This is a genomic window from Sphingobacterium sp. Lzh-3 (assembly GCF_046764375.1).
Lineage (GTDB): Bacteria > Bacteroidota > Bacteroidia > Sphingobacteriales > Sphingobacteriaceae > Sphingobacterium.
Genome location: NZ_CP177226.1, coordinates 3,495,486 through 3,520,238, shown reverse-complemented (window position 1 = coordinate 3,520,238; position 24,753 = coordinate 3,495,486). Strand labels below are relative to the sequence as shown.

Below are 24,753 nucleotides of genomic sequence, written 5' to 3'. Positions count from 1 at the left end.
GATGTACTAAAAATATAAAATTATTTGCAAAACTCAGTTATGAATCTCACTTATTCGGAGCCAATCAGAGCTAAAAACGGCCGGTATTCATTGCTATACCGGCCTATTATTTCACTTATTTAAGAGATGTTCTACCCATCCATAAAGGTTTGTACTCGTTTTAATAAACTCCAAAATCAGCGAGATGCGAATAGAAGAAATCGCCCCAAGAACTTGTCGATTCTATTTTAAGGTATTGGGTACTAACGGATGTATTAAGATCGACATTGATCCAGGAACCAGCAACTTTGCTCAACTGCGTCGTTTTGATCAGTGTCCAGCTTACACCATTTGTACTTACGTAAATATTGACATCTTTCATCGCTCCATTTAAATTGTCGCGGTTACGGAAAGCAAGTCCTTTTATCGTACGTAATGCGCCCATATTGACGGAGAAGAAATGTGGCTGCGGAGTTTGAGTGGAAGACCAGGGGGTATGCCAGACTGTACTTCTATTCATATCCAATACATTGCTTGCCGGTGATCCAGGCTCATTACTATCGCTAGCTACAATTGACCAACCTGTGGTTGGTAACAATTTATAGGTCACAACCTTGGATAAATCGGGGACATTGTTAACGAAGTTATAAGTGTATCCTAGGGTTGTACGGCTTCCATTGACATGGAGAAATCCTATTCTCATTTCGTAATTCCCTGTCAGATCATAAAAATCAGCTAATGGGCACTCAAATCGAAAACTATCTTGGCCAATTATTTTTGTAGCCCATTGTACAGCATCATAATCGTTGTTCACGCCGAAAGGTTCTTTATCATGCCAAACAACAATATCATTGACTGGTTTTGTTGTTGTAAATTTCCCGGAAACGATAATCTTATTGTTCACAAAGCTTGATGACAGGGATGTTATTTCTGCAGATGCGGACGCGTACCAGTCAGTTCTTACCACAGGGCTGAATACTTGGCTATTGTTAAATGTTGCTGCTGTGGTACTGGTCAAAGAAGTTGTAGAGATTCCATAGGTCGAATTGCCCGAACCCATCAATGCCGTACCTAAAGTTGGCGCTAACGTTTTATTCATTCTGTTGTGGCTGGCATTTAAGCCATGGCCCAGTTCGTGAATCATTCCACCTATCCATACAGTTGCTTTCCATCCAATATCACCGCCTATTCCTAAGTTTTTGGCGTCCAGATTTACATAATCTAATGCGTAGCAGCTGGTACCTGTACCATAGAATGGAGGACCTCCCGGATTAGCTGGATCTGTATTGTAGGTTGGAATAATGATTAGATTGTGCTCGCTTTTTTTTCCTGACGGATTTTGATTAAAATAGCTGTCCACTTCCGCTTTCACAGCGCCGCTGCCCCCTGAGTACGGATAAGTAGCTTTGCCATATTTTCCAGCGATGTAATGGATATTAATCAGGCTGTCATTGAGCAGATCCAATCCGAAGGATTTTCTGCCGAAGCCTTCGCGGTCCATATTATTTGCAAACATATTTTGGGCGTCCAACAGGATCTTGCTAAGACGCTTTCTGAAGTTGGGAATGGAATCAACATCATTTGGAACAAAATAGATGACGTTCAGCTTGTAGGGATTACTGTTCCATTCATTTGTTACCGAGCTAGTTGATGTTTTTGCTTTTAGAGTTTCGACACTTTCTTCGGTGTTTACCAAGGTCTTGTTACAGGAGGCAGCCCCTAAAGCGAGGGTTGCAAGCATTAGATTTAAAAGTTTTCTCATAATGGTTTATATTGTGTATCAATAAATATAAATAAGGCATCTTTTATTGGTGTGTAAAAAAATAAACTTTTATCACAAATAGTTTAGTCAATCGATTGATTAATCAACTTTGAAAAATGTTTTGTAACATTTTAATTTATTTGAGCATGAAATGATTGAGAGTTAATAATGGCTGGATAAAATTTAACCGACTTCTTACTTGCTTTTCATCCAGGTCTTATTACATTTGATTGTATGAATATTTAAATCGTATGGAAAAAATTAAAAACCTGATATTATTGTTGGGCGCACCCAATGATGAGCAGGGGAATCTCAGCGTTATGGCATTAGATAGAAATGAATGTGCCTTTAATTTCTATTGTCATAATGAAGGGACTACAATTTTGTGTACCGGCGGCATGGGTGAACATTTCAATCGGACAGAAAAGCCGCATGGCGCTTATGCTCAAGCTTATCTTATGGAAAGAGGTGTTGCAGAGAAAGATTTACTTCCATGTGTACTATCCACAAATACTTACGAAGATTTTATGCTATCAAAAGAGATCATCAAAAGGATCTCTCCAGATCTCTTCATCGTGATTACCTCTGATTTTCACATGAGGCGAGCGAAATTATTGCAAGAAAAACTCATTGACTACCCAAATGTACTGTTTATTGCTGCAAAATCGACTGTTAGTCCCGACGAGCTTAATTTATTGTTACGGCATGAGCAACAAGCTATCCGGAGAATACTGGGACGTTAAACAGGTGTATTGAATAGCACTATTTTTAGCGGTTGCCCCTTATGCCGGCAAATTTTTTATACATTAACCCAGTTTCTTTCTGAGCCATTTGCGGACAGGTTCGTCATACCATTTCAAGCTGACATAGGCTAGTGCAATACTCGCCACCAAAATCAATAGGGCATAAGGCAAAGCTTTTATAAGCGTCATATCCTTATTGTTGCTGATCCAGGCAACATAAAAATAGACGAAAGGGTAGTGTACGAGGTATAGCGGGTAAGAGATGTCACCCAAAAATTTACAGAGCTTATTTTCTAATCTGCTGCTTGATATGCTGCCTGTCCCCAGGTAAACAATCAGGGGGAATACAATGATAATGCATACCGACTCATATATCCCGTTCATCCAGAGCTGTTCTGCTCCACCTATACGAGGCATATAAAACACAATGGCGATTAAAATACTACAGTATAAAAATGCATGTCGGATACGGCTCGGGCTCGTTATTCTGGATAGCAGGAGGCCAGCAAAAAAAGGGTACATGGTGCGGGTGATTCCTATGCGCACTTGTTCAGTATTTAATGTCCAGCCACCGCTAACATCTCCAGTAGGACTTGTGATCGCCAAATGCGCGAGTGCCACAGCCGCAATAAAGACCAAAATGCTTAACGATGTTTTGGATAGTTTGCGAATACCGATGGCATATAGCATATTGGCAATATATTCAAAAAACAATGACCAGCCGACACTATTGAGCGGATGCATTTCCTGCCAGCCTCGAATATCCAAAGAAAGGGGAACGGGAAGAATAGTATAACCAATGAGCATGACCAAAAGCATTTTCCAGAGCGGAACGGTGTGAATAAGTGGCCAGATTGTAGAATCTGTAAAATAAAAGCCTATTGCACCAAGAGTCATACCTAATAAAACCATCGGCTGAAGGCGTTCAATACGGCGTTTAAAGAAGGTACCAATAGACATTTTATGCCAACGATCATCATAAGCATAGCCGATCACAAATCCAGATAAAAGAAAGAAAAAGTCAACGGCCAAATAGCCATGGTTGACCAAGATATCGAGATGTCCTGTTCCCAATGGCTCCGTGAGATGAAAGGTTACAACGATAATCGCAGCGACGCCTCGTAGTCCGTCTAAAATGGGATAGTGTGCCTTTGTAGAAAGGTTTTTATTGTTCATGGCTTCTGATTTTATTTCGAAGATGTCTATGGACTTGCTAACTGTTTATAAATGTTATTGAATGAACGGCTGAAAATAATGAAATAACAGGTTTAAATTTGATCAAATCGTATCAAAATCCCGATGGTTAGTCTCATTTTTTGTGCTGTACCGAATCGTTTATGGGGATTCACAATTTTTATTGCTGGTACACCCAGCTGCCAGCTTTTATATTCTTATAGAGCGTACATTCCGAGATTCAATGACCCAAATTTTTCATATCTTGCTGTCCAATTCACAAATGCTTTCTTCGACCGTCAGTTTACGTGAAATCGAGAAGCTCCCTTTGTGCATTGAAAATTCCGCTGTGCATTTATAAACATAAATTAACAAAAGAAATGATCGTTGTTAAAGTAACCTATAGTGTCCATGATGACTATGTACATACGAATAAAAAAATGATTGAAAGCTTTCTCAAAGATTTCAGGAAGTTAGATGGAACACAATTCCTGTATACTATTTTGCAGGGTGGTGAAAGCAATACTTTTGTACATATTTCCCAGTATAAGAATAAAGAGATACAGGATCAATTGCTGAAAGTACCGAGCTTTCTCCATTTTCAGGGACAAAGAGATAAAAACCTTGCTGTTGAGCCCAAAATTGAGTTTATGAACTTTATAGGGAGCTCAAACGATCCGTTTTAGCGAAGGAGAGACCGCGCTTCCTGCAAAAGATATGTTTAATCACTATATGCAATTAAACCACGTTGCTTTTCAGCTGCAATGCCAAGGATTTGGATGAAGCTCTTTAAGTCAGTATCCATTTTCAGTCCCTTTTTTAATATAATTTGCCGAATTTGTTTAATCAGAGCAGTATCCAGCCTGAAATCCGCGTAATAGTCAAATCGCTTGGCTATTATGCCTTTTTGCTGAAGGCTGCTGAAGGTTTTTTCGTCAAGTTGCCCAGCGAAAACCAATCCTGCCTTTTCAGGAAAATCTGGTTTTAATTGTTTATCATCGATAGTATAAAAGTCTTACATCTCAGGACCTAATTTTAGCAAGTATTTGGTTATTACGGCTCGATAATGGGCCGTTTACTTCAATAGCTTGTATACCAAAGTCGTCAATCCAATCGCGGAGTAAATCATTAACTTTAGATCTAAGTTTGGGTAGATCCGACTTGTGGTAAGGTATCAAATCGGGTTCTTCAATGGGGACAAACACCAAAAGATCAATTTCGGCCAATACAGCAAAGGCTTTTTCAAAAAGGAACTGAATATTTTTCTTTGGATCAAGAATATGCAGATAAGCTAAGATGTCGAGTACACATCTATCGAATATTACATTGTCTCCGCTTTGTGAAATTAGCTGGGCAGCGTAGTTAAATTGCTCAACGAAATCTTCGGCAGTGGGTTCTTCAAGGAATTCATGCCCCGATGATTCCAGCTGATAGTAGGGTTCTACTTCCAGTGTATATCCGGGAAGCTTTTCTAGAAGCTCTTCTGCTAAGGTGGTTTTACCTACTTTGTGCGTGCCAAATAGGGCAATTCTCATTTTTAAATTTATTTTATGAACTACGCTGTCAATATCTAAGGTAATGTTGTTAAACAAGAAAAGCTAATTAAATATCCGATATGCTAAATAACGATGATCAAATGAAGATTTTACATCGCAATTTTATTCATCATATCCTTGTTTTTCTAACTTTGAGTCTTAATCGGATATAGATAACATAGCAACAGTTCATTTGATGGGAAAAATACAATATTATCTTAAAAACAATACGCGTATTGCCGATGAGCACATAGACCAGATAAGCAGATGCTTCAGACTACAGCATTTAAAAAAGAATACCCTGTTGCTGTCAGAGGGAGAGACTTGTAAAGATTTATATTTTGTTCATCGCGGTAGTATTAGAACATACTTTGTAACCGCGCGGGGGCAGGAAAAAACGAGACATATCGCATTCGAAAATGCTATTATTACCTCAATCTCTAGCTTTATATCGCAAAAAAAGTCAACTGAATTCGTCGAAACGCTCGAAAATTCAGAACTATATGCAATAAACCATAAAGATTTTTATCAGTTATTGTCAGATATCCCGCTGTGGGAAAAATATTACCGGCAATTTTTGGAAAGTACTTATTTATGCCAGAATCAGAAGATGGAGAATCGTATAACACTTTCGGCTAAACAGCGCTATGACAAACTCATGAGTGAAGAACCAATCTATATCCAACGGCTTTCAAACAGAATACTTGCCTCTTATCTTGATATTACACAAGAAACGTTGAGTAGGCTTAAATCGAAATGATTTTTTGACATACATCAACGCGTCTAAAGTTGGAATGTTTTAAATTTGATTAGTTACATTTTTAAAAATAATCAATATGTATTTAGATCCAGATAACCACGTCGTTAAACTTTGTGCCCAAGGTATGGACATCGAGGGTAAACCGGAAGAAGCAAGCAAATTATTTACTCAAGCTTGGAATGAAGCAATAAATGACGTTGAAAGATTTATAGCAGCCCATTATATAGCAAGACATCAGAAGAGTGTTGCAGACAAATTGAAATGGGATGAGACGGCCTTACATTTGGCTCAAGAAATAAAGGACAACGATGTCAGCGGGGCATTCCCGTCGCTTTACTTGAATATTGCCAAATGCTATGAGGATCTAGGCGATGTTGAAAATGCAGAAAAAAATTACCAATCAGCACTTTCGTTCACGGACAAATTATCTGATGACGGATATGGAAATATGATTAGAGGAGGTATTTTGAACGGAATTAAAAGGTTAAAGTCATTGAGTGAGAATAGATAACATAATCGTCCAGTCTTTGTCACTTACAATTCATATAAACAAAAAAAACTAATCTTGCGATTAGCTTTTTTCTGTGATCCCGCTGGGATTCGAACCCAGGACCCATACATTAAAAGTGTATTGCTCTACCAGCTGAGCTACGGAATCTTACTTCTTTATTTTTGAACTGCCGTTCCTTGTTTGAAGTGATGCAAAAGTAGGGCTTTAATCCTATTCCTGCAAATAATTTTGGCTTAAAATCACGCTCTAATGCTTAATAAGCTGATTTTAAGCCAAAAAAATTAATCATTTTCCAAATCCATGATTTCTTCCGCCAACTGCTCCCAACTCTCCTGGAATTGTGTCAATAATGCCTTTGCTGAGTTGTAAGAACGTGTAGTTTCCTGTAACTTAGTCGCATCCGAATAAACCGCTTCGTCCGCAAGCTTCGATTCTAAGTTTTTGACTAAAATTTCCTGCTCCTCAATTTTTTGTTCAAAAGACGTTAGCTCCTTATTTTTCTTGCTCAACAAACGTGTCTTATCTTCCGTAAGTGGATGTTTCTCCTTCTTTACTTTGGGTTCTTCCTTGACTTTTTTCTCGGTTTTTACCTCCGTCTTCACAACGCGTTTTGCAGCCCATTCTTCATATTCCTGGTAAGTACCTGGGTACTCCTTGATCTGTTTGTCTTCAATGTACCAGATTTTGTTCGCCACATTGTCCAAGAAATACCGGTCGTGGGATACAACGATGAATGTACCTTCGTATTGCTGCAAAGCCTGGATCAGAATGTTGACAGACTGCATATCCAAGTGGTTGGTAGGTTCATCAAGCGCTAAGAAGTTCGCGTCTGCGGTTAATGCTTTTGCAAGAGCCACACGTGATTTCTCACCTCCGGAAAGTACTTTGATCTTTTTGAAAGCATCGTCTCCGGTGAATAGAAAACATCCAAGAATGGAGCGCAATTCGGTCTCTGTATGCTTCGGTGCAAAAGTTTGTAACTCGGCAAGGATGGAATTTTCCAGGTGTAAGGCTTCCAGCTGATGTTGTGCAAAAAATGTTTGCGACACGTTGTGTCCCTGTTCTGCCTTTCCTTCAAACTCGTGATCCGCATTGGCCACGATACGTAAGAGGGTAGATTTACCTTTACCATTGGCACCAATTAGTGCAATCTTATCACCCTTTTCTATAATTGCTGAGGTATTTTTTAAGATCTCCAGGTTAGGGTAGGACTTGGAAATATTTTCCAACGTCACAACGTGACGACCTGAAGGTTTTGAAAATTTAAAGCTGAAGTTTACCGTCGGATTGTCATCGTCAACATCGTCAATTCTCTCCAAGCGATCCAACGCTTTGATCCGCGACTGCGCCATTTTGGCTTTGGAAGCCTTAGCACGGAAACGCTCAATTAAACGTTCTTCCTGTTTTATCTTGGCTTGCTGGTTTTTAAACTGATTGGCCTGCAATTCATTCCGTAATTCCTTCTCTTCAAGATAAAAACTGTAATTACCTGCATAAAGTGTTAATTTTCCTTTACGTGATTCTACTGTTTTCTTGATGATGCGGTCAAGGAAATATCGATCGTGGGAAACAATCACAATGGCGCCATCAAATGCTTGCAGATAGTTCTCCAGCCATTTGATGGAAGGTAAGTCCATGTGGTTGGTCGGCTCATCCAGTAACAGAATATCCGGAGTTTGCAATAAGATGCGGGCAAGCATAACCCGCATACGCCATCCTCCAGAGAAAGTTGCCAATGGTCTTTTTTGTTCTTCTTCTGAAAAACCTAGACCAGCAAGGATTTCATGGGCCTTAAATTCGATGTTATAACCATCTAAGGCCTCAAATTCTACTTGTTTATCGCTTAGTTTATTCAGGATGTCATCCGAATAATCTGTTTCTAGTTTGTGGAGTAAGTCCTCGATTTCGGCATGTAATTGATTTTGGCGTTCAAAAGCTTCCATGGCAACATGCAAAATGCTTTTGTCAGAATGGTACGACAATAAGTCCTGGTTTAAATAACCAATCTTAAGGTCCTTCGCCATGGAAATCGTTCCTGATGTGGGCGTATATTGACCGACAATAAGGCGAAGTAAAGTTGATTTACCTGTACCATTGGCACCGATCAAGCCAACTTTATCTCCTGGTTTGATATGCCAGTTTGCTTCGTCATATAAAGCGCGAGATCCTATTTCAAATGTTAAATTATTTATTGATATCATTTCAACTGCAAAAGTACAAAAGTAATGAATATTTCTTCTTCTTTGAGTAACTTTGCGATTATGTATAAATTAGTCAAACCTATATTCTTTACAATGAATCCGGAGACGGCTCACCATAAAGTGACCGGTGGATTGAATGTTTTCTCAAAAATTTGGGGCGCCAAACAATTATTGAACGCTTTTTTTACCGTGGAAGATCCACGTTTGGAACGCGAAGTCTTTGGATTGAAATTTAAAAATCCTGTGGGCCTTGCTGCTGGCTTTGATAAAAATGCGGAATATATTGCAGATATGACTAATTTGGGATTTGGTTTTATCGAAATTGGAACGGTAACTCCTAAGCCGCAACCGGGAAACGATAAACCCAGGATGTTCCGACTTGTTTCCGATGAAGCTTTGATCAATAGAATGGGATTTAATAATCAAGGGGCAGACGTTGCCGCCACAAGATTGAAAAATCTAAAGGATCGAAAAGGATTGTTAATAGGGGGGAATATCGGTAAGAATAAGGTGACGCCTAATGAGGAAGCTGTCAATGACTACATTTATTGCTTCAATGCATTATTTGACTACGTGGATTATTTTGTGGTCAATGTGAGCTCCCCGAATACACCGGGCTTACGCGATTTGCAGGAAAAGGAACCTTTAAAACATCTATTAAATACTTTACAAAGCCTCAATGTCGCTAAAACAGCTCCGAAGCCAATTCTGCTTAAAATAGCACCTGATTTGACGGATAGTCAATTGGATGATATCGTCGAGATCGTATTGGAGACACAAATTGCAGGCGTCATCGCAACGAATACAACAATTTCAAGAGAAGGCCTAAAGAGTCAGCAGGAACTGATTAATGAAGCGGGCGGGGTAAGTGGACGTCCTTTGACCAAGCGTTCAACAGAAGTTATTCGCTACCTAAGTGAAAAGTCCAACAAGGCATTTCCTATCATTGGTGTAGGGGGGATTCATTCGGCGAAAGATGCCATAGAGAAGTTAGATGCAGGAGCCAGTCTCATTCAAGTTTATACCGGTTTTATCTACGAAGGTCCAGGCTTGATTGCAAAGATTTGTAAAGGCATATTGCAGACAGGAAGATAAGGATTAGCATGGCAGTTGATTTTGATCTGAAAGATTTCTTGGATAAGAAAGTTGATGAATATAATCAACCTGGTTTTATTCCAAATGATCCCATATCTATTCCGCATCAATTTTCAACGAAGCAGGACATTGAAATCATGGGATTCTTGGCTTCCATTATGGCTTGGGGGCAAAGAAAGACGATTATCAATAAATGCAACGAGCTGGTGGCTCGAATGGATGGTTCGCCATACGATTATATCATCAATCACCAAGAGCAGGATTTAAAAACCTTACTGGGATTTAAACACCGTACGTTCAATGATACCGATATTCTTTATTTTGTTTCTTTTTTTAAGCACCACTATCAGCATTTCGAATCTTTGGAAGATGCTTTTCTCGTAGGGCAGGAGAGCAGGGAAGAGGTCGACTTAGAAATGGCACTGAATGCCTTTAAAACCTATTTCTTTTCGTTGCCTGATTATCCTGTTCGCACACGGAAACACATTAGTAGTCCAGCACAGAAGTCAACCGTCAAGCGGATCAATATGTTTTTACGCTGGATGGTCAGAAAAGATACAAAAGGGGTAGACTTTGGGATTTGGCACCGTCTGTCCCCAAAAGATCTAATCTGTCCGTGCGATGTCCATGTTGAGCGCGTTGCCCGTAAATTTGGTCTAATTACATTGGATAAAGTGAATTGGAAAACAGCCCAGGAATTAACGGCCAATCTACGCCTACTAGATCCGTTGGATCCGGTCAAATATGATTTTGCGTTGTTTGGCTTAGGCGTAGAAGGGGAAATGTAAAATTAAGACGTGAAGAAAAAAGCGTCCTTGTCAACTATAGCTGGCAAGGACGCTTTTTTTTATACCGGAACCAATGGTAAGATGCTGCAGGGGTGGCTAGATTATACAAGCTTGTCGATCTTGATCAGGAGGTCAACCAAACGATTAGAATAACCAAATTCATTGTCATACCAGCCCACAACCTTGACCAGACCACCCACTACCGAGGTTAACTGGGCATCAAATACACATGAATAGGGGTTATTGATGATATCTACCGAAACTATGGGGTCTTCTGTATAAAATAATACATTTTTTAAGTCGTTTTCTGCTGCAGCTTTGAACGCTTTATTAATTTCTTCTACCGTGGTTTCTTTCTCAAGTGTACAGGTAAAGTCCGTCAATGAGCCATTGAGTACAGGTACACGTATGCCTGCGCCCCCTAATTTATGCTGCAAATGTGGAAAGACATTGGTTATCGCCTTAGCAGCACCAGTGGTTGTTGGAATGATCGCCGACGATGCTGCTCGCGCTCTCCTTAAATCTTTATGTGGTGCGTCGTGAAGATTCTGGTCTCCAGTCATGGAGTGAACCGTGGTAATATAGCCATCTTTGATGCCCCAATTTTCATCCAATATTTTAACTAGGGGAGCAACATTGTTTGTTGTACAGGAGGCATTGGATAAAATCGAAGCAGATAGATCAATGACACGATCATTAATGCCCAATACCACTGTTGGAATGTCTTTATCTTGTGCCGGTGCGGAAATAATCACTTTTTTTGCACCAGCTTCCAAGTGCAGCGACGCTTTGTCACGACTGGTAAAGTACCCCGTAGATTCTATGACGACATCAATTTGAAGCGCCCTCCAAGGCAATGCCGCAGGATCTTTTTCATTGGTGACCAAGATGGAAAGATCATTGACAATAATATGTTTGTCATCGTGGGTCACAGTACCAGGAAAAGGACCATGTACAGAATCATATTTAAATAGATGGGCCAACGTCTTGGTGTCTGTCAGATCATTGATAGCGATGACATTCAATTCATCGAAAGCCCCTCTTAAAAAGATATTACGTAGTGTATTTCTACCGATACGTCCGAATCCATTGATTGCTATGTTTAGCATTTCAGATTATTTATGAAATTGGCTTATTGCTTCGTTAATATTTTTTTCACCTTCCCAATGTGCTTTTAGCTTTCCATCCGCACCATACACATAATTTGCCGGAAATTGTGAGGGTACATGGATTGTTTGTATAAACGTTTGGTCTTTATCAATCAATACCTCTACGTTAGATGCTTTGGATAGTTTAGGAGCGAATGTGTCAAAAAAACCTAATACTAATGCTGGGTCATTCATGGAAATATAATAGATATTGACGTCTTTTAGACGATCAATATTCTTTTCTAGCTCCGTAGCTTCATGTTGACAATGACTACATCCTGGATCAAATAGAATAAAAACGGTATTCTTGTCTTTGGCAACGTTTTCCTGCGTAACACGGATGCCCGAACGAAGCTGATAAAATGTGAAATTAGGGAGAATGGCTGCAGGGTCGGAAGATTGCGTTGGTGCAGCTTGACTATGGTCGTGGCCTGCATGATCGTGACCTGCATGATCATGGCTTTCAGCGCTGGCTTCCTGGGTCGTATTTGAAGTATGATCTGTTTTCGGTTTGTTGTTGTTACATGAGGAAAGAATTCCGGCAGCCAATGCCACTGTCACTCCTAAGATTATCTTTTTATTCATAGAATACGTTTGCTTTTAAATCAGTTTTAGTGATTTTATCGTTTTAATATTTATGCTTAATAAATCGTCAAATTCTGCGTAGAAAGCATTGAACAATCAATTGTATTAATGATTCAAAACTATGAAAAAAAAGGGATTATCAATCGTTGAATCTCATTTATGACAGTTTACTGGATATTGATGCATTTGTTATCAAATCAACTTAACCTATTGAAGTGCCCTTATTCTATAATATCAGGGCTGTCATGAGTGGACTTTGTGTCTGTCAATGAGGTAGATTGAATGATTTCAGGCGTACTTCGTCCAAATTCAATACTGTAGACTTTCAGGAGTACGCTAACGCAGGATAAAATGAGCGGACCGAAGATCAATCCCAGCATACCAAATAGATTTAAACCTAACAATACACCGAACACGGTTATTAATGGATGTACATCGCCCAACTTTTTCAATATGGTAAACCGAAGTACATTATCAATACTCCCGATGATAATGATCCCGTATAAGGCAAGACCTATTGCATTTCCAGACTGCCCATTCGCAAGTAGAAAAAGCGCTGCCGGTAGATAAACCACCATCGTTCCCAAAATAGGAATTATAGTGGAAACAGCGGTGAGTATCCCTAGAAAGATAGGGCTTTCCAGGCCAAAGAACCAATAGCCAAGACCGGCTACAATACCTTGGCACATGGCCAAAATCGGGATGCCGATTGCATTGGATTTTACCATCATGTCAAACTCTTTCCACAATTCGGCTTTACTGGCCATGGTGAAAGGGATCGCTTGATAGATGGTTTGTTCTAATTTTTTGCTGCTAACCAACATGAAATACAAAACAAACAAAGCAACCAATATATTGACTCCCACTTCTGCAACGGAATTCAGAATATTGGGTATGAATTTAGCTGCATTTTGAAGCGCTCCCATTAGGGCAGTATCTGAAAGATCAATATTGCTTAAATAAGGGCTGTCTTTAAAGTAGGTTTTGATCGAGTCAAACTTGTGCATCAGATCGTCTTTGTTGCTAATGACTTCTGTTACCTGAGGTACCATGTAGTTGATTAACAGATAGAGTGGTCCTACCAAGAATATGATGGTCAATAATATCAATAAAATACTGGCGAAAGATTTATTCCATTTTTTTTCTTCCGTCAACTTAAAGTTGATTTTTCTAAAAAGAACATATAAGGTAACTGCTCCCAGAAAACCGGGTAGGTAGTAAAATAAGCTTGTAAAGATCAATATACATATCGCCAGAATGATGACGATTAGCATGATTTGATTGATGGAATTATTGTTGATTTGTTTGTACTTCATATAGCTGACAAATATACTGTCTATCGATTGTTATTTATCGTATGACAATATTTTTTTAGAAAAGTTTTATCTTGTTAAATTAAACTTCCTTTTTTATAATTTCAATGATTTTTTGAATTTCTTTTTTTTATCCCCGGATCAGTTGGATGAGGAGGCTCCATGAGAATGGCAATGACGCTATTTTGCATCCAGCCACTCCAAACCAATTGTTCACTTTTGGATGGAAAGATAAGCCTTTTTATGCGAATTTAGTTTTGATTCTGCGGCATTAAAACCTCCCTTAAGATCGTTAGGATATCGTATTGTTTGACAAAAAGCATGGATTGCGTTGTCCTTAATGGACTGGAATCTTTAGCTGAAAAGGTCGTGTTGACTTCTGCTTTGGTCGCTTTATGAAAAAAAGGATGAGACCCTTTTCCTTTTTTGTTGTTTGAAAATAAGCCCATAATCTTTTGTTTTTGTTGGTTATAGCGATCAGGCTTTTTCAGCGGGACCGCTATAACTAATTTACAAAATAAAAACGGAATTAATTGATAAAAATTTGGCTACCCTGTTCTTCGTCCTTTTCTATCGAAAGGGACACTGGAATGCGTTCTTTGAGTTCTTCAACATGTGAAATAATGCCGACGATCCGGTTTTCCTTATGTAAATCTAATAGCGTTTCGAAAACGATATTAACAGAAGTGATATCTTGTGTTCCAAAACCTTCATCGATAAAAAAGAAGTTTTTGGCCGCACGCGAATTTGACTGTACACTTTCGGCCAAGGCCAAAGCCAAACTTAGGGATACCTGAAATGCCTGTCCACCGGATAATGTTTTTACACTGCGACTTTTTCCCTCATTTAAATAATCTATAATTTCAAATTCATTGTTGTCGTTCAGCTGTAGGCTAAGCTGATTTCGGGTCATGCGATGGAAACGAATATTTGCATGATCACACAGCTGCCTTAGGTAAATCGAAGAAACATATTGTACAAAACCCGCACCTTTAAAGAGATTAAAAAGTTGCTTCAAATTGTCATGGCGTAAGTTTAGTTTTACCTGTTGTTGCAGGAGATTTTCCTTTTTTGCATAGGCGATTTTTAGCTGATCGCGCTCCTGCTGAAGTCGGGCAACAGCTTCAGTGCTCGCTTTCAATTGTTGGGCGCTCTCTTCCAAGATTTTTTCTTGTGCAAGAAATTCGTTCTCGTCAAATACCTGGTCGACGAGTTTCTTTTCCAACTGACTGATCTGTGCCTTCACAGTTTCAAACTGGATTTGAAATTGTTCAAGCTCTTGTCGGATCTGTATGACAGACAAATTCTCGGCAAGAATTTGCCGGATCTCTGCCAAAGTTTCAAAGGGTGAAGCCACAAGTAGCTGCTGGATTGTAGCATCGGTTTCTTGACTTTCACGACGGATATCTGTAAGCTGTTCAACAATCGTCTGTACCAAGCTGTATTGTGCTGCAAATTGACTGTTTAACTCATTTAATCGTTCGCTTGAAGTAATGTAATCGCGCTCAATATCCAGATTTGATCTTTTCAGTGCAATATATTCCTTTTCAACTGCTTCGGATTCCCGCATCTCATAATCAGACCAGCGCAGCGCTTTCAGGTTCCCCATATTTTGATTAATCTGGGCCTGTTTGCTTGCTTCATCACGTTCAAACTGATGCAGTGCTTTATTGTATTTCTCCAGCTTTTCCTCAACGGAAGCGAGTGTAGCCTGGTGCTCACCAAGCTGTTGCTCCACTGTTGTTATCTGTGTTTCGATCCGGGCAAGTTCCTGCTTATTTGATGTGTAGCTGGATTCATCCGTAGCGCTATAACCGATCCATGTAAATTGCTGAGCATGCGCAATTTTGTTATTGGCATTCAGCTGAATTTTCGTGTTTAGATCTTGTTGCTGATCATTTAATGACTGTAAGCGCAGCTGGAGCTTTTCGACTTGGAATTGTTGGTCCTGTTGATGCTTAAGATTTTCATTTGTCTCGGCAATCAATTTTTCATTGGCGGCAACTTCCTGAGAAATATCCTGTCCTTGATTGATAGCCGGATGTTCCAATGCTCCACATAGTGGGCATGGGGATCCTGCTTTAAGGTTTTCTGCATATTGGGTCAACCTTTGCTGCAGGAGAAGATGTGATTTTTCATCTTGGAGAGTCTGGAGTTTTTGCGCGAGGGCACTGGCTACAAGGAGGTGATTTGATCGGAATTTTTCGAGGTCCGGATGAATGGCCTGGAGTTCCTGCTTCAGCACAGTTATACTTGTTTCTAAATCAATGGCCTGCTTGTTCAGATCGTCTTCCTGTTGTTGGATGCCCTGCTGTTTGGTGTACCACTGGCCCAGTTCCATGAGTTCATGGGCCGAAGGCTTTGATTGCTTTAGCCTAGCGATCTGAATTTCTGTCTCTTGGATTTTGGCTTTAAAATGTCGTTGTTGCGCTCTTGTTTCCTGCACAAAATTACGCCCCTTCTGTGCGCGATCCTGTAAACTCTTAATTTCATTTGAAAACGTAATCAATTGGCTTATCAATTCAAGGTCCAGTTCCTGGACACGACGTTGCGGTAGCAGTTCGTATTGTGATTTCAACAGATTGAGATTTGAGGAATGCTCCTGCATCAGCTGCTGAATTTCGGCCTGTCTCTGTTTTTCGGTTTCTACTCTTTTATGTGCAATTAGGCCTTCTTGGGCTAATTTTTCCTTGGAATTAAGAATATGTAGAAAGTTAGTTTGCGCTTCCTCAAAGCGGTTTAACTTTAATCGTAAGGTCTCTTTTTCACCTTTTTGTTCTAGCAATTGCTGAAAGAGCGCCTTCACCGTACGAAGCTCTAAGACATCCTCTTTGAGTTTTTTGAGCCTTAAGAACTTTTCATGATGCGACTTGTACGACGATTCAATGGCGACAAAGGACTCGACTGCTAGTTGGAGATTTGTTTCGGTCGTTTCTATCTGTTCGCTTGTAACCTCGTCAAAACCTATTAATTGACCGTTGAGGTGATCCAGTTCGGACTGATTTTTTTTATAGAGGTTGGAAACTTTATCCTGCAGGTCAAATCGATGCAGTTGAAAAATCTCTTTCATCATATCCGTCCGTTCCTTGGCGCCAAGTTCTATAAACTCTTTGAACTGCCCTTGGGGAATGATGATTGTTCTTTTAAAGTTCTCATAGCTTAATCCAATGATATGCTGTGTATTGCTGCTTTCCAGTGGTACCCATTCTTCATTTATTTTTTCGTAGAGTACAACGGTGGGGGATTTTACATCATCGAAATTTTTGGAATTGCGTTTAAATTCGCGGGTAATTCTAAATGTACGGTCTTCAAAATTGACAAAATCAAGCTCGATATAAGATCGATTGGACTTGAGATTCATCATGTTATAGGCGCGTTTATCCCGTGCATTCAGACGTTCCGTTTCTCCAAATAAGGCGTAGGTAATCGCTTCCAATATTGATGATTTACCGGAGCCTACAGCACCGAAGATACCAAAAAGCCCCGCTTGAGAAAGCGCGGTAAAATCGATCGTCTGACGTTCTTGATAAGAGTATATCCCCTCTAGAGTTAGCTTTAATGGAATCATGGATTAAGAGTTTAGGATTTCGCGAAAAAGGTCAAGGATGTCGTCATTGGGCGCCTGATTGCTATTCTTGGATTTGAAATAATCGTTGAATAAGGTCGACATGTCTTGTGTAAGATTGATTTCTTTTTTGTCCAGAAGCGCTTGCTCATCTTGTTTAACGAGCGGAATGAGATAGATTATTCCCGAATGGCTCTGATAAATTCGCTTGCGGTCTTCGGCTTTTAAGAAGGTTTCTGATTTCAGTGTGAGCTCCACCAAAGCATCGGGGTTTTCAGACAACCAGGATATGCACTGTTCAATATCGTCGAACGATTTTCGGATCAGCGGTTTGCCCTGAGTTAGTGGAATGCGCTCAACCCTTGCTTGCTCGCCGGCCGATACATTGACCAGCGCAACGTATTTAGCTTGCCCAGCCTCCGAAAAACTATAACATAGGGGTGAAGATGCATAAACCACCGGTTTTTCGGCAGAACCGATATTTTTATACCCGTGGAGATGCCCTAATGCGGTGTATTGGACCTGTGGTGGGATGGCCTCTGAATAGATTAAGTCTGCATTGCCAATTTTGACCGGTTTTTCGCCGTCAGGCTCCTCTAAAAGTGGACTGCCAAATTTATTCATGTAAAGATGCGCTGTCAATATATTCACACCTTTATCATCGCAATAGGTATTGGCTATTTTTTGCCAATTTGCTGCTAAGACCTCATTTAATTTACTTTCTTTCTCTTCGCCTAGATATTGTTTTAAGCGTATTTCGTTGGCATAGGCTGTATGAAGAATACGAATCGGATAGTCAAATTGCGGTAAGCTCAACTCAATGAAGCCCGTATCTGACTTTAATACGGTGAAACCATCTGTTGTGAAAGGGGTAACCACAGCATGCGGATGCCCAATTAGGATGATGCCCGACGCTCGTGCCAAAGGATCGGGCGCGTCAATCAAATGGGGTGAATCGTGATTGCCCGCGATTGCTAGTACTGGGCGTATGCCATTCCTGGTAAGACGCTTGATTGTTCGGTAGAATAGCTCGATGGCTTCCACACCGGGATTGAAGGCATCGAACAGATCCCCTGCGATGATCACGAGATCCACGTTTTCCCGGTCTGCGATATCAACGATTTCATTCATGACCAGTACTTGTTCATCTATCCGGGAGAAACTGTCCAATCGTTTTCCTAAATGCCAATCGGCGGTATGCAATATTTTCATGTGAGAGCTTGGATATTTTGCGCAATGTTACAAACTAAGATAAATTTGGCATGAAATGCAATTATAATTGGATGGAATCTTCCAAATGATCAGTTTGGGGCCAATATGGTATGTAATCTTTGCTTTGTGCTAAAGTGTAATGTTGTCGCAATTGAAATGTTAAAACATGTTAAATGTGTGTCATAAAAGTCATTTAATTGTATTTTTAGTGCTCCAAAATTAAGCTAGATAGTCACAGACAAAAAATATGCGAAAAGTTTACCTGTATAGCTGTTTTTTCTTTATGCTGTTGATGCGCGTAAACGCGCAGGAAATACACGCTATAAAAGGAGAAACTGCTTATCCTTTTTTATTGAAAGATGCCGCACCGGATTCGTTGGAATCTGAAAAACAGCCTGTATTTGTGTTTTTGCATGGAAGAAGTTTGTCCGGGACAAATTTAGATCGTGTAAAGCGTTATGGTGTATTGTATGCCATCAACAGAGGGCAGGAGGTGCCTGGGATAATTGTTGCGCCACAGTCCCGGGGAGGATGGGATCCGGACAAAGTAATCGAAATTGTTGACTATGTTATTGAACATTACAATGCTGACCCCGACCGTATTTACGTTTGCGGCATGAGTATGGGGGGCTATGGCACCATGGATGTGGCTGGTAAATATCCCGAAAGGGTGGCTGCTGCAGTAGCAATATGTGGCGGCGGATCGAGTCAGTATGCATCTAACCTGACGCAGGTGCCGATATGGCTTCATCATGGTACCGCTGATCGTGCAGTGCCAATTTCGGAGTCCAGAAAAATTATGAATGCGATCAAAAGAGAAGATCCGGATGCAAATGTGAGCTTAAATGTGATAAAAGGGGGAACCCATGGAAGTGTGGAGCGATTGTTCCATGATGATGCAATTTACAATTGGATGTTGAAGTTTAAGAAAAAGCATAAATCTTAGGGTCGTGTTGGTCCGGTAGCGGTATATCGAAAGACAATTTATAAATAAAAAAAGCCTGATGAAGTATTTCCATCAGGCTTTTTTTATTTATTAGCCTTCGTGATCAAATGCAGGCGGTCTTTTTTGAAATTGCGCCATCAATATATTAGGTTGATGAATCAAGTGTGTCTTTGCGAGATATTCGGAGTTGTCGGCATAAATAAACAACAAGGTTCCATCTTTGATGGTGTTAATGATCGGGCCTGCAAATTCCCTTGGTACTGCGGGGCAGCCGTAGCTTTTACCGAGTCTGCCTAAACTTGCTATTGTTCCTGTGCTACAGTAATCGGCGCCATGCATCACAACGTATCTTGCTTTTGCATTGTCATTTATACCTTCTTCAAGACCATTTAATACCAAGGAGTAGCCATTCTCGCCGTTGTACGTGTTTTCTGTTGTGAAGAACCCTAAAGAACTTTTAAGTGACTCCTGTTGATTTGAAAAATTGACGGCATAGTTTTCTCCGCTATTTTTTCCATGCGCAACCAGTGTGTTGAAAAGTACTTTTTTGTGCGCAAGGTCGAGTACAACAAGCCTTTTTTCCGTTGATGCCAATGAAAAGTCAATGACGGTCATGATGTCCTTGTTATGGATCGGAAGTTCTTTTCTGCCTTCCATTGCTTGACGAAACGCTTCGTATTTTAATACTTTGCCTAGATTCATTTCATCATACAACGAGTCAACTTCGGTGCGTTGACGTTCGACATTGATACGATGAGTGCTGGTGGTTTGTTGATCTGTTGTTTTTAATTCTTCTTGTGAGGACAATGCTGTATTGAGTGCCATCAAAAGAAACATAAACGTATTTCCCATTCTTCTCCCTTTTCTGTGTAGATGTTTACAAAATTAATTATTAAAGTTAATACATATTTGATTTACAGAATGTTAAATATTGTTAATCAATAACAACGACCAGTGAAGCGAGGTCTTTTGACCGTTTATAGACAAATTGAGCGTGAGATGACGCATTTCTGACGCACATATGCGACTTGGGTGTTGTGCCTAGGCTCTCACTATATTCGATAATGCTGCCATTGGGATTGTTGACTGGAACTCCATGTATATAGGCTCCGGCGGTAAATCGGGTGGCATAAGGCGCGAATCCGGCGTAAGTTTTGGTGCCGTCTTCATAATAAAACATCTTGGATTTGTGTTCCTGGACAACAAAAAGGCCTGTTGGAGTTTCCTGGGCATGGGGAGGTTTGTGCCGACCACTCGTCACAGGATTCATGCTTCGGATAAGCCATTCGTTTCCGACTTTTTCCAAGGTGCAGATATTTTGGTTCCTCACATCGACGATATTGATGATCTTGAACTGCACGGTGTCGCTAATAATACGCAGATATCTTTTGGGAACCGTATATTTTCCTTCGAATGAAATACCTTCAATCGGGATTCGAGCGATGCTGTCGGGGCCTTGTATGCGGACGAGCCAGCCGTCCCGACCGTAACGAACAGCTTTAGCGCTGGTAAGATCGTAGAGTGGTGCCGCTTGATAGCGTTCGACGTTGAAACTGTCGGATACGCGTTTATAAGAGTCCCGTTTATAGTCCTGTATTGTTGGGGCTTCGCCTTTTTCATTTTGATAATTCTGTAGAACCCCATATAGCGATGGTGTCTGTTGAAAATTTTCGATAAAGGCCAGGCGTTCTTTGATCTTTTCCCATTGAAAACTGCGTGTGGTGTCTTTGTAAGGATAGCTGTCTTCCAGGGTGTATTTGTTGTAAAGCAGCTCTTTTTTTAAGATAATATCCTTAGCGGTAAATATTTTTTTCTGCTCAACCTGCTCTTTAGGTGGAGTAGGTTTTTGCTGCTCAGTTTGCTGATTGGTTTTTGCTGTGTTTTTCTTGTCCTGCTGGCATCCCGGCAATAGAAACAATATGCTTAGTATTAAACAGGTTAATCTTCGATTCATATATGGAAGTATAGATTATCGTTTTATACCTTAAACTTAGATAATTAGTTTATTATTTGCAATTTTATTGCAGTTGAAGGAAATAGATTTGCTGTTAAACCTTACTATTCGTTTTGTGAACTGTAACAGATTTTTAATGATGAGGTGTTTATTGGAGTAAAATTTTATTTTAAGGAGCTGTCTTGGACGCGGGGGAGATATTTCTTCGATGATGGATAAAAAGTTAGTTTTGTGATCTGAAATAAATGATATGGACAAAATTGTTATTTGCTCGGCGGTGATGCTTGCTCCGGAAGGAGATTTGCTAATGGTACGTAAAAAAGGGTCTAGCTATTTTCAGCTACCTGGGGGGAAGGTAGGGCCGGAAGAAAGCCGTGAGCAGACCTTAATTCGTGAACTGAAAGAGGAGCTTCGGTATGATGTGAGCAGCATGGAAATAAGCTTTATCGGTAGTCACAGTACACAGGCTGTAAATGAGGTAAATACGGTGGTCGTGGGCTATATCTATTTAATTAAACTGGCAGAGCGTCATGCATTTGAGCCTTATGAAGAACTGGAAGAAGTGCTGTGGATCAGTAGAGCTGATTGGCAAAGTTACCAATGGGCACATCTGGCATCCGAGTTTGTTCTACCAAAATGGCTTTCGGGTGATTTTGATCGTTAAATCGTGTAGAGTAAACAAATTAAACCTTTGTTTGTTAGAGTTTTATATAAACTATAAATAAACAAAGATTATGGAAAATCAGCTTTTAAAAGGGGCGAAGGACTTTTTTGACGAAGAGGCGGTCGCTCAGATAGGGCAAGTTTTAAATCAGGATAAAGAGGGGGTAAAGCAGGGTTTGAATGTAACAATTCCTGCCTTGTTTTTAGGTTTAAGCCAACATTCCGATTCCGGTAGTGGGTTTTCGGCGATACTTGAAAGGGCTAAGCAGCACTTTGCGAATTTTGATTTCCACGAGCTTCTAGGTATTGTGACCAAAGCAGATGAGCCCGCGGGGGATCCTGCTGTGAAAGGCGAGAATGCTCAGGGTTTATTGGGATCAATATTTGGTGGGGGGCTGGATACTGTTTTGAGTACTGTTGCCGGTTATTTGGGGTATGATGGCAGCTCCATTGGGAAATTAATGAATTTTTCTTTGCCCGCGATATTCTCCAGTCTAACAAATAGGGGTCAAAATTGGGATTTTGATCGTATCGGTCATGTTTTGGAGGAAAATAAGACCGCTTTTGCTGCTGCTGTTCCCGCTGGGTTAGGCTTAGGCGCCTTTGGGAAGCTTTTTGATGGTGCACATTTTTCTGCGCCGACGGAATCCGCGACTGAACATGCAATTCCTGCTGATGTTGCTAAGGAGGTGGATAGTCATAAGTCAATATCCATTAATCCGGCAAATGAACTGGAAGCACATAAAGAGCCCTTGTCATTGCCAAGAGCGGAAGAGTCCAGGGCAGCAAGCGCTGAAACCGGTTCTGGAAGCGGTTCCGGTGGCGGTTGGTGGAAGATTTTAATCGCCCTGGTCGTATTGGCTGCGCTTTGGTTTTTATTTGGAAAAGGCTGTAGTGGAAGCAAGCAAGACGGTGCTACCGACACCAGTGTAAATAAGACAACGGTAGAGTCAGATACTATGAAAACGGGTTCCAGTATGGTCGAGCGCGAGCAGACAGAGGTTATCCTACCTAACGGTGTCAAACTTGCTGCTTTTAAAGGCGGGATAGAGGATCACTTGGTCCAATTTTTAAAATCCGATTATAAATCGATGGGTGAAGATTCCCTGAAAAATACCTGGTTTGATTTCGATAACCTGAATTTCAAAACAGGTACAGCCGAGGTGCTGCCTGAAAGTCAGGTGCAACTAAGTAATCTTGCAGCGATATTAAAGGCTTTTCCTGCAGCTAATATTAAGATCGGTGGCTATACAGACAAAACGGGCAATGAGGATTTTAATAAAAAGTTATCGCTTGAGCGGGCAACGGCTGTAAAGGATTACCTGAGTAAAGAGCAGCTTTCCAAACAGGTGATAGGTGCAGAGGGTTACGGCTCACAGTTTGCCAAGTATAAGGCCGATTCGCCAGAATCTGATCGTATTATGGATCGGCATGTTTCGGTAAGTGTTCGATAATTGCTTTGTGCAGCATAACTAGACCGCTGCGATAATAAAAAAGAGCAGATTCCACTGGAACCTGCTCTTTTCTTTTATGTGTAATGCAATGTTGTTTAGAAACTGTAGACACAGGCCAACAGAAATTGTCCTGCAGATTTGGTTGGGCTTAGATCGTTTTTGATGAATCGTTCGGTATTTCCTTTGTCAATTCTGATTTCGGGAATAAATTTGAATCCATGGTAATTGTATTCTGCTGTCAAGGTGGTTGCGAGGATGTTGGAACTAGGGATTCCATTTTCTTCCTCTTTATGCGTTTGGAAAAACTCTTCGCGTAATCCTAGGCCGAAATGTTCTGAAAAATGAATTCTTGGGTAAAGTGCTACTCCAGAGTAACCCCCACCATCTCTCTTTTTATAATTTGTAGCATTTAAACCAAGGAAAAATTTGGAGGTGAAGTCATAATTAGCAACGAGATCGACCAAGGTTCCAGAGCTGTAATTGGTTTTACCGCCAACAGAGGATCCTGTCAGGAAATTGAGATAAAAGCTGCTTTTATCATTGGGGGTATAGGCCAGTTGGGAGCCGACATGGGAAACTCCGTTCATATCTTGATAGACATTCCAGTCGTTAAATAGTCCGACCATTAAAGCCACTTTGTCTGAGAAACTATACGTAGCTTTTAAACCAGCATCTTGAAACGGGCCCGCGCCGAATAAATAAGAAGTTGAATAATGGAAGTTGTAGGTTGGTGATATCACTTCAAAACCCACAAATGTTCCCATGAATCCTGCAGTAAGATTGAGTTTCTCGGTTAGATCATAGCCTACATATAGATTTTGGATATGGAAACTGTTTTTGTCGTCGCCAGCCTGGCCATCGCCATTCATAATGGATCGATATTGCCCTCTGGGGCCAAAAGATAATTCTCCGACAAATGATGCTTTTTTAAACTTCTTTTTTACAGCCAAATCCACCATCCCAATAGAGACGGAGTTGTTGTCTTCGGTAAAATAGGTGTTGATGTTAGGTTTGTTTTGAAAATCATATTTCCAATAAGTATCCACTGATCCGGATATTTCTATCCCTTTTTCTTTGGTTTCCTCTTGTGCTGTGGTTATTTTTATTAGAAATACTGATAAAATGATGGTTGTTAGAAGTTTTTTCATGTTTTTTTTGGTTTAAGTTTGATTTGTTTGATTTTTTTAAGGCTTAATTCTCTTGTTTTGTCTGTTTTGTATTGGTTTTTGTTTAAAAATTAATTGGTAATTATGGTTTTTGTGTTTGTTTTTGTGAAATTATGTAAAAAAAATCATAAAAAATAAAATAACATAGTATTTTTTTAACAAAAAGACTTTATATTTGAAAAAATTATAAGGGAAAGTAG

General features: G+C 40.2%; 22 protein-coding genes and 1 tRNA gene. 9 read left to right on the top strand and 14 right to left on the bottom strand.

The window, feature by feature from the left end:
* Positions 1-160: 160 nt before the first annotated feature.
* The gene (locus ACLCDV_RS14835; RefSeq protein ID WP_411971514.1) at positions 161-1,741 is read right to left on the bottom strand and encodes a discoidin domain-containing protein; all 1,581 of its coding nucleotides are present in this window, start codon (positions 1,739-1,741) and stop codon (positions 161-163) included.
* Between the two features lie 251 nt (positions 1,742-1,992).
* Between ACLCDV_RS14835 and ACLCDV_RS14830 the strand changes: the two genes are divergently transcribed.
* Positions 1,993-2,484 carry a YdcF family protein gene (locus ACLCDV_RS14830; RefSeq protein WP_411971513.1) on the top strand — a complete coding sequence of 164 codons (492 nt, stop codon included), beginning with the start codon at positions 1,993-1,995 and terminating at the stop codon, positions 2,482-2,484.
* A gap of 63 nt (positions 2,485-2,547) precedes the next feature.
* On the opposite strand, the gene ACLCDV_RS14825 is transcribed toward ACLCDV_RS14830, so the two are convergent.
* On the bottom strand, positions 2,548-3,660 hold the full coding sequence (locus ACLCDV_RS14825; RefSeq protein WP_317666213.1) for an acyltransferase: 1,113 nt from the start codon (positions 3,658-3,660) through the stop codon (positions 2,548-2,550).
* A gap of 377 nt (positions 3,661-4,037) precedes the next feature.
* Between ACLCDV_RS14825 and ACLCDV_RS14820 the strand changes: the two genes are divergently transcribed.
* The gene (locus ACLCDV_RS14820) at positions 4,038-4,343 is read left to right on the top strand and encodes a hypothetical protein (protein WP_411971512.1); all 306 of its coding nucleotides are present in this window, start codon (positions 4,038-4,040) and stop codon (positions 4,341-4,343) included.
* Between the two features lie 336 nt (positions 4,344-4,679).
* Here the strand turns inward: ACLCDV_RS14820 and ACLCDV_RS14815 are convergent, their stop codons facing one another.
* Entirely contained in the window at positions 4,680-5,192 is a 513-nt protein-coding gene (locus ACLCDV_RS14815) for an AAA family ATPase (protein WP_411971511.1), read from the bottom strand.
* A 196-nt stretch (positions 5,193-5,388) separates the two neighbouring features.
* Between ACLCDV_RS14815 and ACLCDV_RS14810 the strand changes: the two genes are divergently transcribed.
* Both ACLCDV_RS14810 and ACLCDV_RS14805 read left to right on the top strand, forming a co-directional pair.
* The gene (locus ACLCDV_RS14810; protein ID WP_317666221.1) at positions 5,389-5,952 is read left to right on the top strand and encodes a Crp/Fnr family transcriptional regulator; all 564 of its coding nucleotides are present in this window, start codon (positions 5,389-5,391) and stop codon (positions 5,950-5,952) included.
* A 76-nt stretch (positions 5,953-6,028) separates the two neighbouring features.
* On the top strand, positions 6,029-6,463 hold the full coding sequence (locus ACLCDV_RS14805) for a hypothetical protein (RefSeq protein ID WP_317666223.1): 435 nt from the start codon (positions 6,029-6,031) through the stop codon (positions 6,461-6,463).
* A gap of 74 nt (positions 6,464-6,537) precedes the next feature.
* Here ACLCDV_RS14805 and ACLCDV_RS14800 read toward each other — a convergent pair.
* Both ACLCDV_RS14800 and ACLCDV_RS14795 read right to left on the bottom strand, forming a co-directional pair.
* Positions 6,538-6,610 (bottom strand) — tRNA-Lys (locus ACLCDV_RS14800).
* A 134-nt stretch (positions 6,611-6,744) separates the two neighbouring features.
* The gene (locus ACLCDV_RS14795; protein WP_317666224.1) at positions 6,745-8,664 is read right to left on the bottom strand and encodes an ABC-F family ATP-binding cassette domain-containing protein; all 1,920 of its coding nucleotides are present in this window, start codon (positions 8,662-8,664) and stop codon (positions 6,745-6,747) included.
* 60 nt (positions 8,665-8,724) lie between these two features.
* On the opposite strand from ACLCDV_RS14795, the gene ACLCDV_RS14790 reads away from it, so the two are divergent.
* Positions 8,725-9,759, top strand: a complete 1,035-nt coding sequence (locus ACLCDV_RS14790; RefSeq protein ID WP_088163570.1) for a quinone-dependent dihydroorotate dehydrogenase — start codon at positions 8,725-8,727, stop codon at positions 9,757-9,759.
* An 8-nt stretch (positions 9,760-9,767) separates the two neighbouring features.
* Entirely contained in the window at positions 9,768-10,547 is a 780-nt protein-coding gene (locus ACLCDV_RS14785) for a TIGR02757 family protein (RefSeq protein WP_333575006.1), read from the top strand.
* Between the two features lie 101 nt (positions 10,548-10,648).
* On the opposite strand, the gene gap is transcribed toward ACLCDV_RS14785, so the two are convergent.
* The 6 genes from gap to ACLCDV_RS14755 form a co-directional block, all read right to left on the bottom strand.
* Complete coding sequence (gap, locus tag ACLCDV_RS14780; protein WP_313188585.1) at positions 10,649-11,656, bottom strand: type I glyceraldehyde-3-phosphate dehydrogenase; 1,008 nt, start codon at positions 11,654-11,656, stop codon at positions 10,649-10,651.
* 6 nt (positions 11,657-11,662) lie between these two features.
* Positions 11,663-12,280 carry a TlpA family protein disulfide reductase gene (locus tag ACLCDV_RS14775; RefSeq protein WP_411971510.1) on the bottom strand — a complete coding sequence of 206 codons (618 nt, stop codon included), beginning with the start codon at positions 12,278-12,280 and terminating at the stop codon, positions 11,663-11,665.
* Positions 12,281-12,501: 221 nt separating this feature from the next.
* Positions 12,502-13,596, bottom strand: coding sequence for an AI-2E family transporter (locus tag ACLCDV_RS14770; RefSeq protein ID WP_336836603.1), 1,095 nt, complete (start codon positions 13,594-13,596; stop codon positions 12,502-12,504).
* Between the two features lie 248 nt (positions 13,597-13,844).
* Complete coding sequence (locus ACLCDV_RS14765) at positions 13,845-14,042, bottom strand: hypothetical protein (RefSeq protein WP_201668249.1); 198 nt, start codon at positions 14,040-14,042, stop codon at positions 13,845-13,847.
* 80 nt (positions 14,043-14,122) lie between these two features.
* Positions 14,123-17,161, bottom strand: coding sequence for an AAA family ATPase (locus tag ACLCDV_RS14760; protein WP_411971509.1), 3,039 nt, complete (start codon positions 17,159-17,161; stop codon positions 14,123-14,125).
* 3 nt (positions 17,162-17,164) lie between these two features.
* Positions 17,165-18,370: a metallophosphoesterase family protein gene (locus tag ACLCDV_RS14755; protein ID WP_411971508.1), complete on the bottom strand. Its 1,206-nt coding sequence runs from the start codon at positions 18,368-18,370 to the stop codon at positions 17,165-17,167.
* 247 nt (positions 18,371-18,617) lie between these two features.
* Between ACLCDV_RS14755 and ACLCDV_RS14750 the strand changes: the two genes are divergently transcribed.
* The gene (locus tag ACLCDV_RS14750; protein ID WP_411971507.1) at positions 18,618-19,316 is read left to right on the top strand and encodes a prolyl oligopeptidase family serine peptidase; all 699 of its coding nucleotides are present in this window, start codon (positions 18,618-18,620) and stop codon (positions 19,314-19,316) included.
* Positions 19,317-19,406: 90 nt separating this feature from the next.
* Here the strand turns inward: ACLCDV_RS14750 and ACLCDV_RS14745 are convergent, their stop codons facing one another.
* Together ACLCDV_RS14745 and ACLCDV_RS14740 are read right to left on the bottom strand one after the other, a co-directional pair.
* Positions 19,407-20,168 carry a murein L,D-transpeptidase catalytic domain family protein gene (locus tag ACLCDV_RS14745; protein WP_236590333.1) on the bottom strand — a complete coding sequence of 254 codons (762 nt, stop codon included), beginning with the start codon at positions 20,166-20,168 and terminating at the stop codon, positions 19,407-19,409.
* Positions 20,169-20,250: 82 nt separating this feature from the next.
* Positions 20,251-21,270, bottom strand: a complete 1,020-nt coding sequence (locus ACLCDV_RS14740) for a L,D-transpeptidase (protein WP_411971506.1) — start codon at positions 21,268-21,270, stop codon at positions 20,251-20,253.
* 250 nt (positions 21,271-21,520) lie between these two features.
* On the opposite strand from ACLCDV_RS14740, the gene ACLCDV_RS14735 reads away from it, so the two are divergent.
* Together ACLCDV_RS14735 and ACLCDV_RS14730 are read left to right on the top strand one after the other, a co-directional pair.
* Positions 21,521-21,934, top strand: coding sequence for an NUDIX hydrolase (locus ACLCDV_RS14735; RefSeq protein WP_286848123.1), 414 nt, complete (start codon positions 21,521-21,523; stop codon positions 21,932-21,934).
* Positions 21,935-22,004: 70 nt separating this feature from the next.
* A complete protein-coding gene (locus ACLCDV_RS14730; protein ID WP_411971505.1) occupies positions 22,005-23,387 on the top strand; it encodes an OmpA family protein in 1,383 nt (460 codons plus the stop codon).
* 95 nt (positions 23,388-23,482) lie between these two features.
* On the opposite strand, the gene ACLCDV_RS14725 is transcribed toward ACLCDV_RS14730, so the two are convergent.
* Positions 23,483-24,535: an outer membrane beta-barrel protein gene (locus ACLCDV_RS14725; RefSeq protein WP_411971504.1), complete on the bottom strand. Its 1,053-nt coding sequence runs from the start codon at positions 24,533-24,535 to the stop codon at positions 23,483-23,485.
* Between the last annotated feature and the right edge of the window lie 218 nt (positions 24,536-24,753).

Excerpts from the sequence above, each read along its gene's own strand:
- ACLCDV_RS14785 (WP_333575006.1), top strand. The coding sequence starts at position 9,768 with ATGGCAGTTGATTTTGATCTGAAAGATTTCTTGGATAAGAAAGTTGAT.
- ACLCDV_RS14790 (WP_088163570.1), top strand. The coding sequence starts at position 8,725 with ATGTATAAATTAGTCAAACCTATATTCTTTACAATGAATCCGGAGACG.
- ACLCDV_RS14765 (WP_201668249.1), bottom strand. The coding sequence starts at position 14,042 with ATGGGCTTATTTTCAAACAACAAAAAAGGAAAAGGGTCTCATCCTTTT.
- ACLCDV_RS14830 (WP_411971513.1), top strand. The coding sequence starts at position 1,993 with ATGGAAAAAATTAAAAACCTGATATTATTGTTGGGCGCACCCAATGAT.
- gap (WP_313188585.1), bottom strand. The coding sequence starts at position 11,656 with ATGCTAAACATAGCAATCAATGGATTCGGACGTATCGGTAGAAATACA.
- ACLCDV_RS14820 (WP_411971512.1), top strand. The coding sequence starts at position 4,038 with ATGATCGTTGTTAAAGTAACCTATAGTGTCCATGATGACTATGTACAT.
- ACLCDV_RS14775 (WP_411971510.1), bottom strand. The coding sequence starts at position 12,280 with ATGAATAAAAAGATAATCTTAGGAGTGACAGTGGCATTGGCTGCCGGA.
- ACLCDV_RS14760 (WP_411971509.1), bottom strand. The coding sequence starts at position 17,161 with ATGATTCCATTAAAGCTAACTCTAGAGGGGATATACTCTTATCAAGAA.
- ACLCDV_RS14835 (WP_411971514.1), bottom strand. The coding sequence starts at position 1,741 with ATGAGAAAACTTTTAAATCTAATGCTTGCAACCCTCGCTTTAGGGGCT.
- ACLCDV_RS14735 (WP_286848123.1), top strand. The coding sequence starts at position 21,521 with ATGGACAAAATTGTTATTTGCTCGGCGGTGATGCTTGCTCCGGAAGGA.
- ACLCDV_RS14815 (WP_411971511.1), bottom strand. The coding sequence starts at position 5,192 with ATGAGAATTGCCCTATTTGGCACGCACAAAGTAGGTAAAACCACCTTA.
- ACLCDV_RS14805 (WP_317666223.1), top strand. The coding sequence starts at position 6,029 with ATGTATTTAGATCCAGATAACCACGTCGTTAAACTTTGTGCCCAAGGT.
- ACLCDV_RS14810 (WP_317666221.1), top strand. The coding sequence starts at position 5,389 with ATGGGAAAAATACAATATTATCTTAAAAACAATACGCGTATTGCCGAT.
- ACLCDV_RS14730 (WP_411971505.1), top strand. The coding sequence starts at position 22,005 with ATGGAAAATCAGCTTTTAAAAGGGGCGAAGGACTTTTTTGACGAAGAG.
- ACLCDV_RS14755 (WP_411971508.1), bottom strand. The coding sequence starts at position 18,370 with ATGAAAATATTGCATACCGCCGATTGGCATTTAGGAAAACGATTGGAC.
- ACLCDV_RS14770 (WP_336836603.1), bottom strand. The coding sequence starts at position 13,596 with ATGAAGTACAAACAAATCAACAATAATTCCATCAATCAAATCATGCTA.
- ACLCDV_RS14795 (WP_317666224.1), bottom strand. The coding sequence starts at position 8,664 with ATGATATCAATAAATAATTTAACATTTGAAATAGGATCTCGCGCTTTA.
- ACLCDV_RS14825 (WP_317666213.1), bottom strand. The coding sequence starts at position 3,660 with ATGAACAATAAAAACCTTTCTACAAAGGCACACTATCCCATTTTAGAC.
- ACLCDV_RS14740 (WP_411971506.1), bottom strand. The coding sequence starts at position 21,270 with ATGAATCGAAGATTAACCTGTTTAATACTAAGCATATTGTTTCTATTG.
- ACLCDV_RS14745 (WP_236590333.1), bottom strand. The coding sequence starts at position 20,168 with ATGGGAAATACGTTTATGTTTCTTTTGATGGCACTCAATACAGCATTG.
- ACLCDV_RS14750 (WP_411971507.1), top strand. The coding sequence starts at position 18,618 with ATGCGAAAAGTTTACCTGTATAGCTGTTTTTTCTTTATGCTGTTGATG.
- ACLCDV_RS14725 (WP_411971504.1), bottom strand. The coding sequence starts at position 24,535 with ATGAAAAAACTTCTAACAACCATCATTTTATCAGTATTTCTAATAAAA.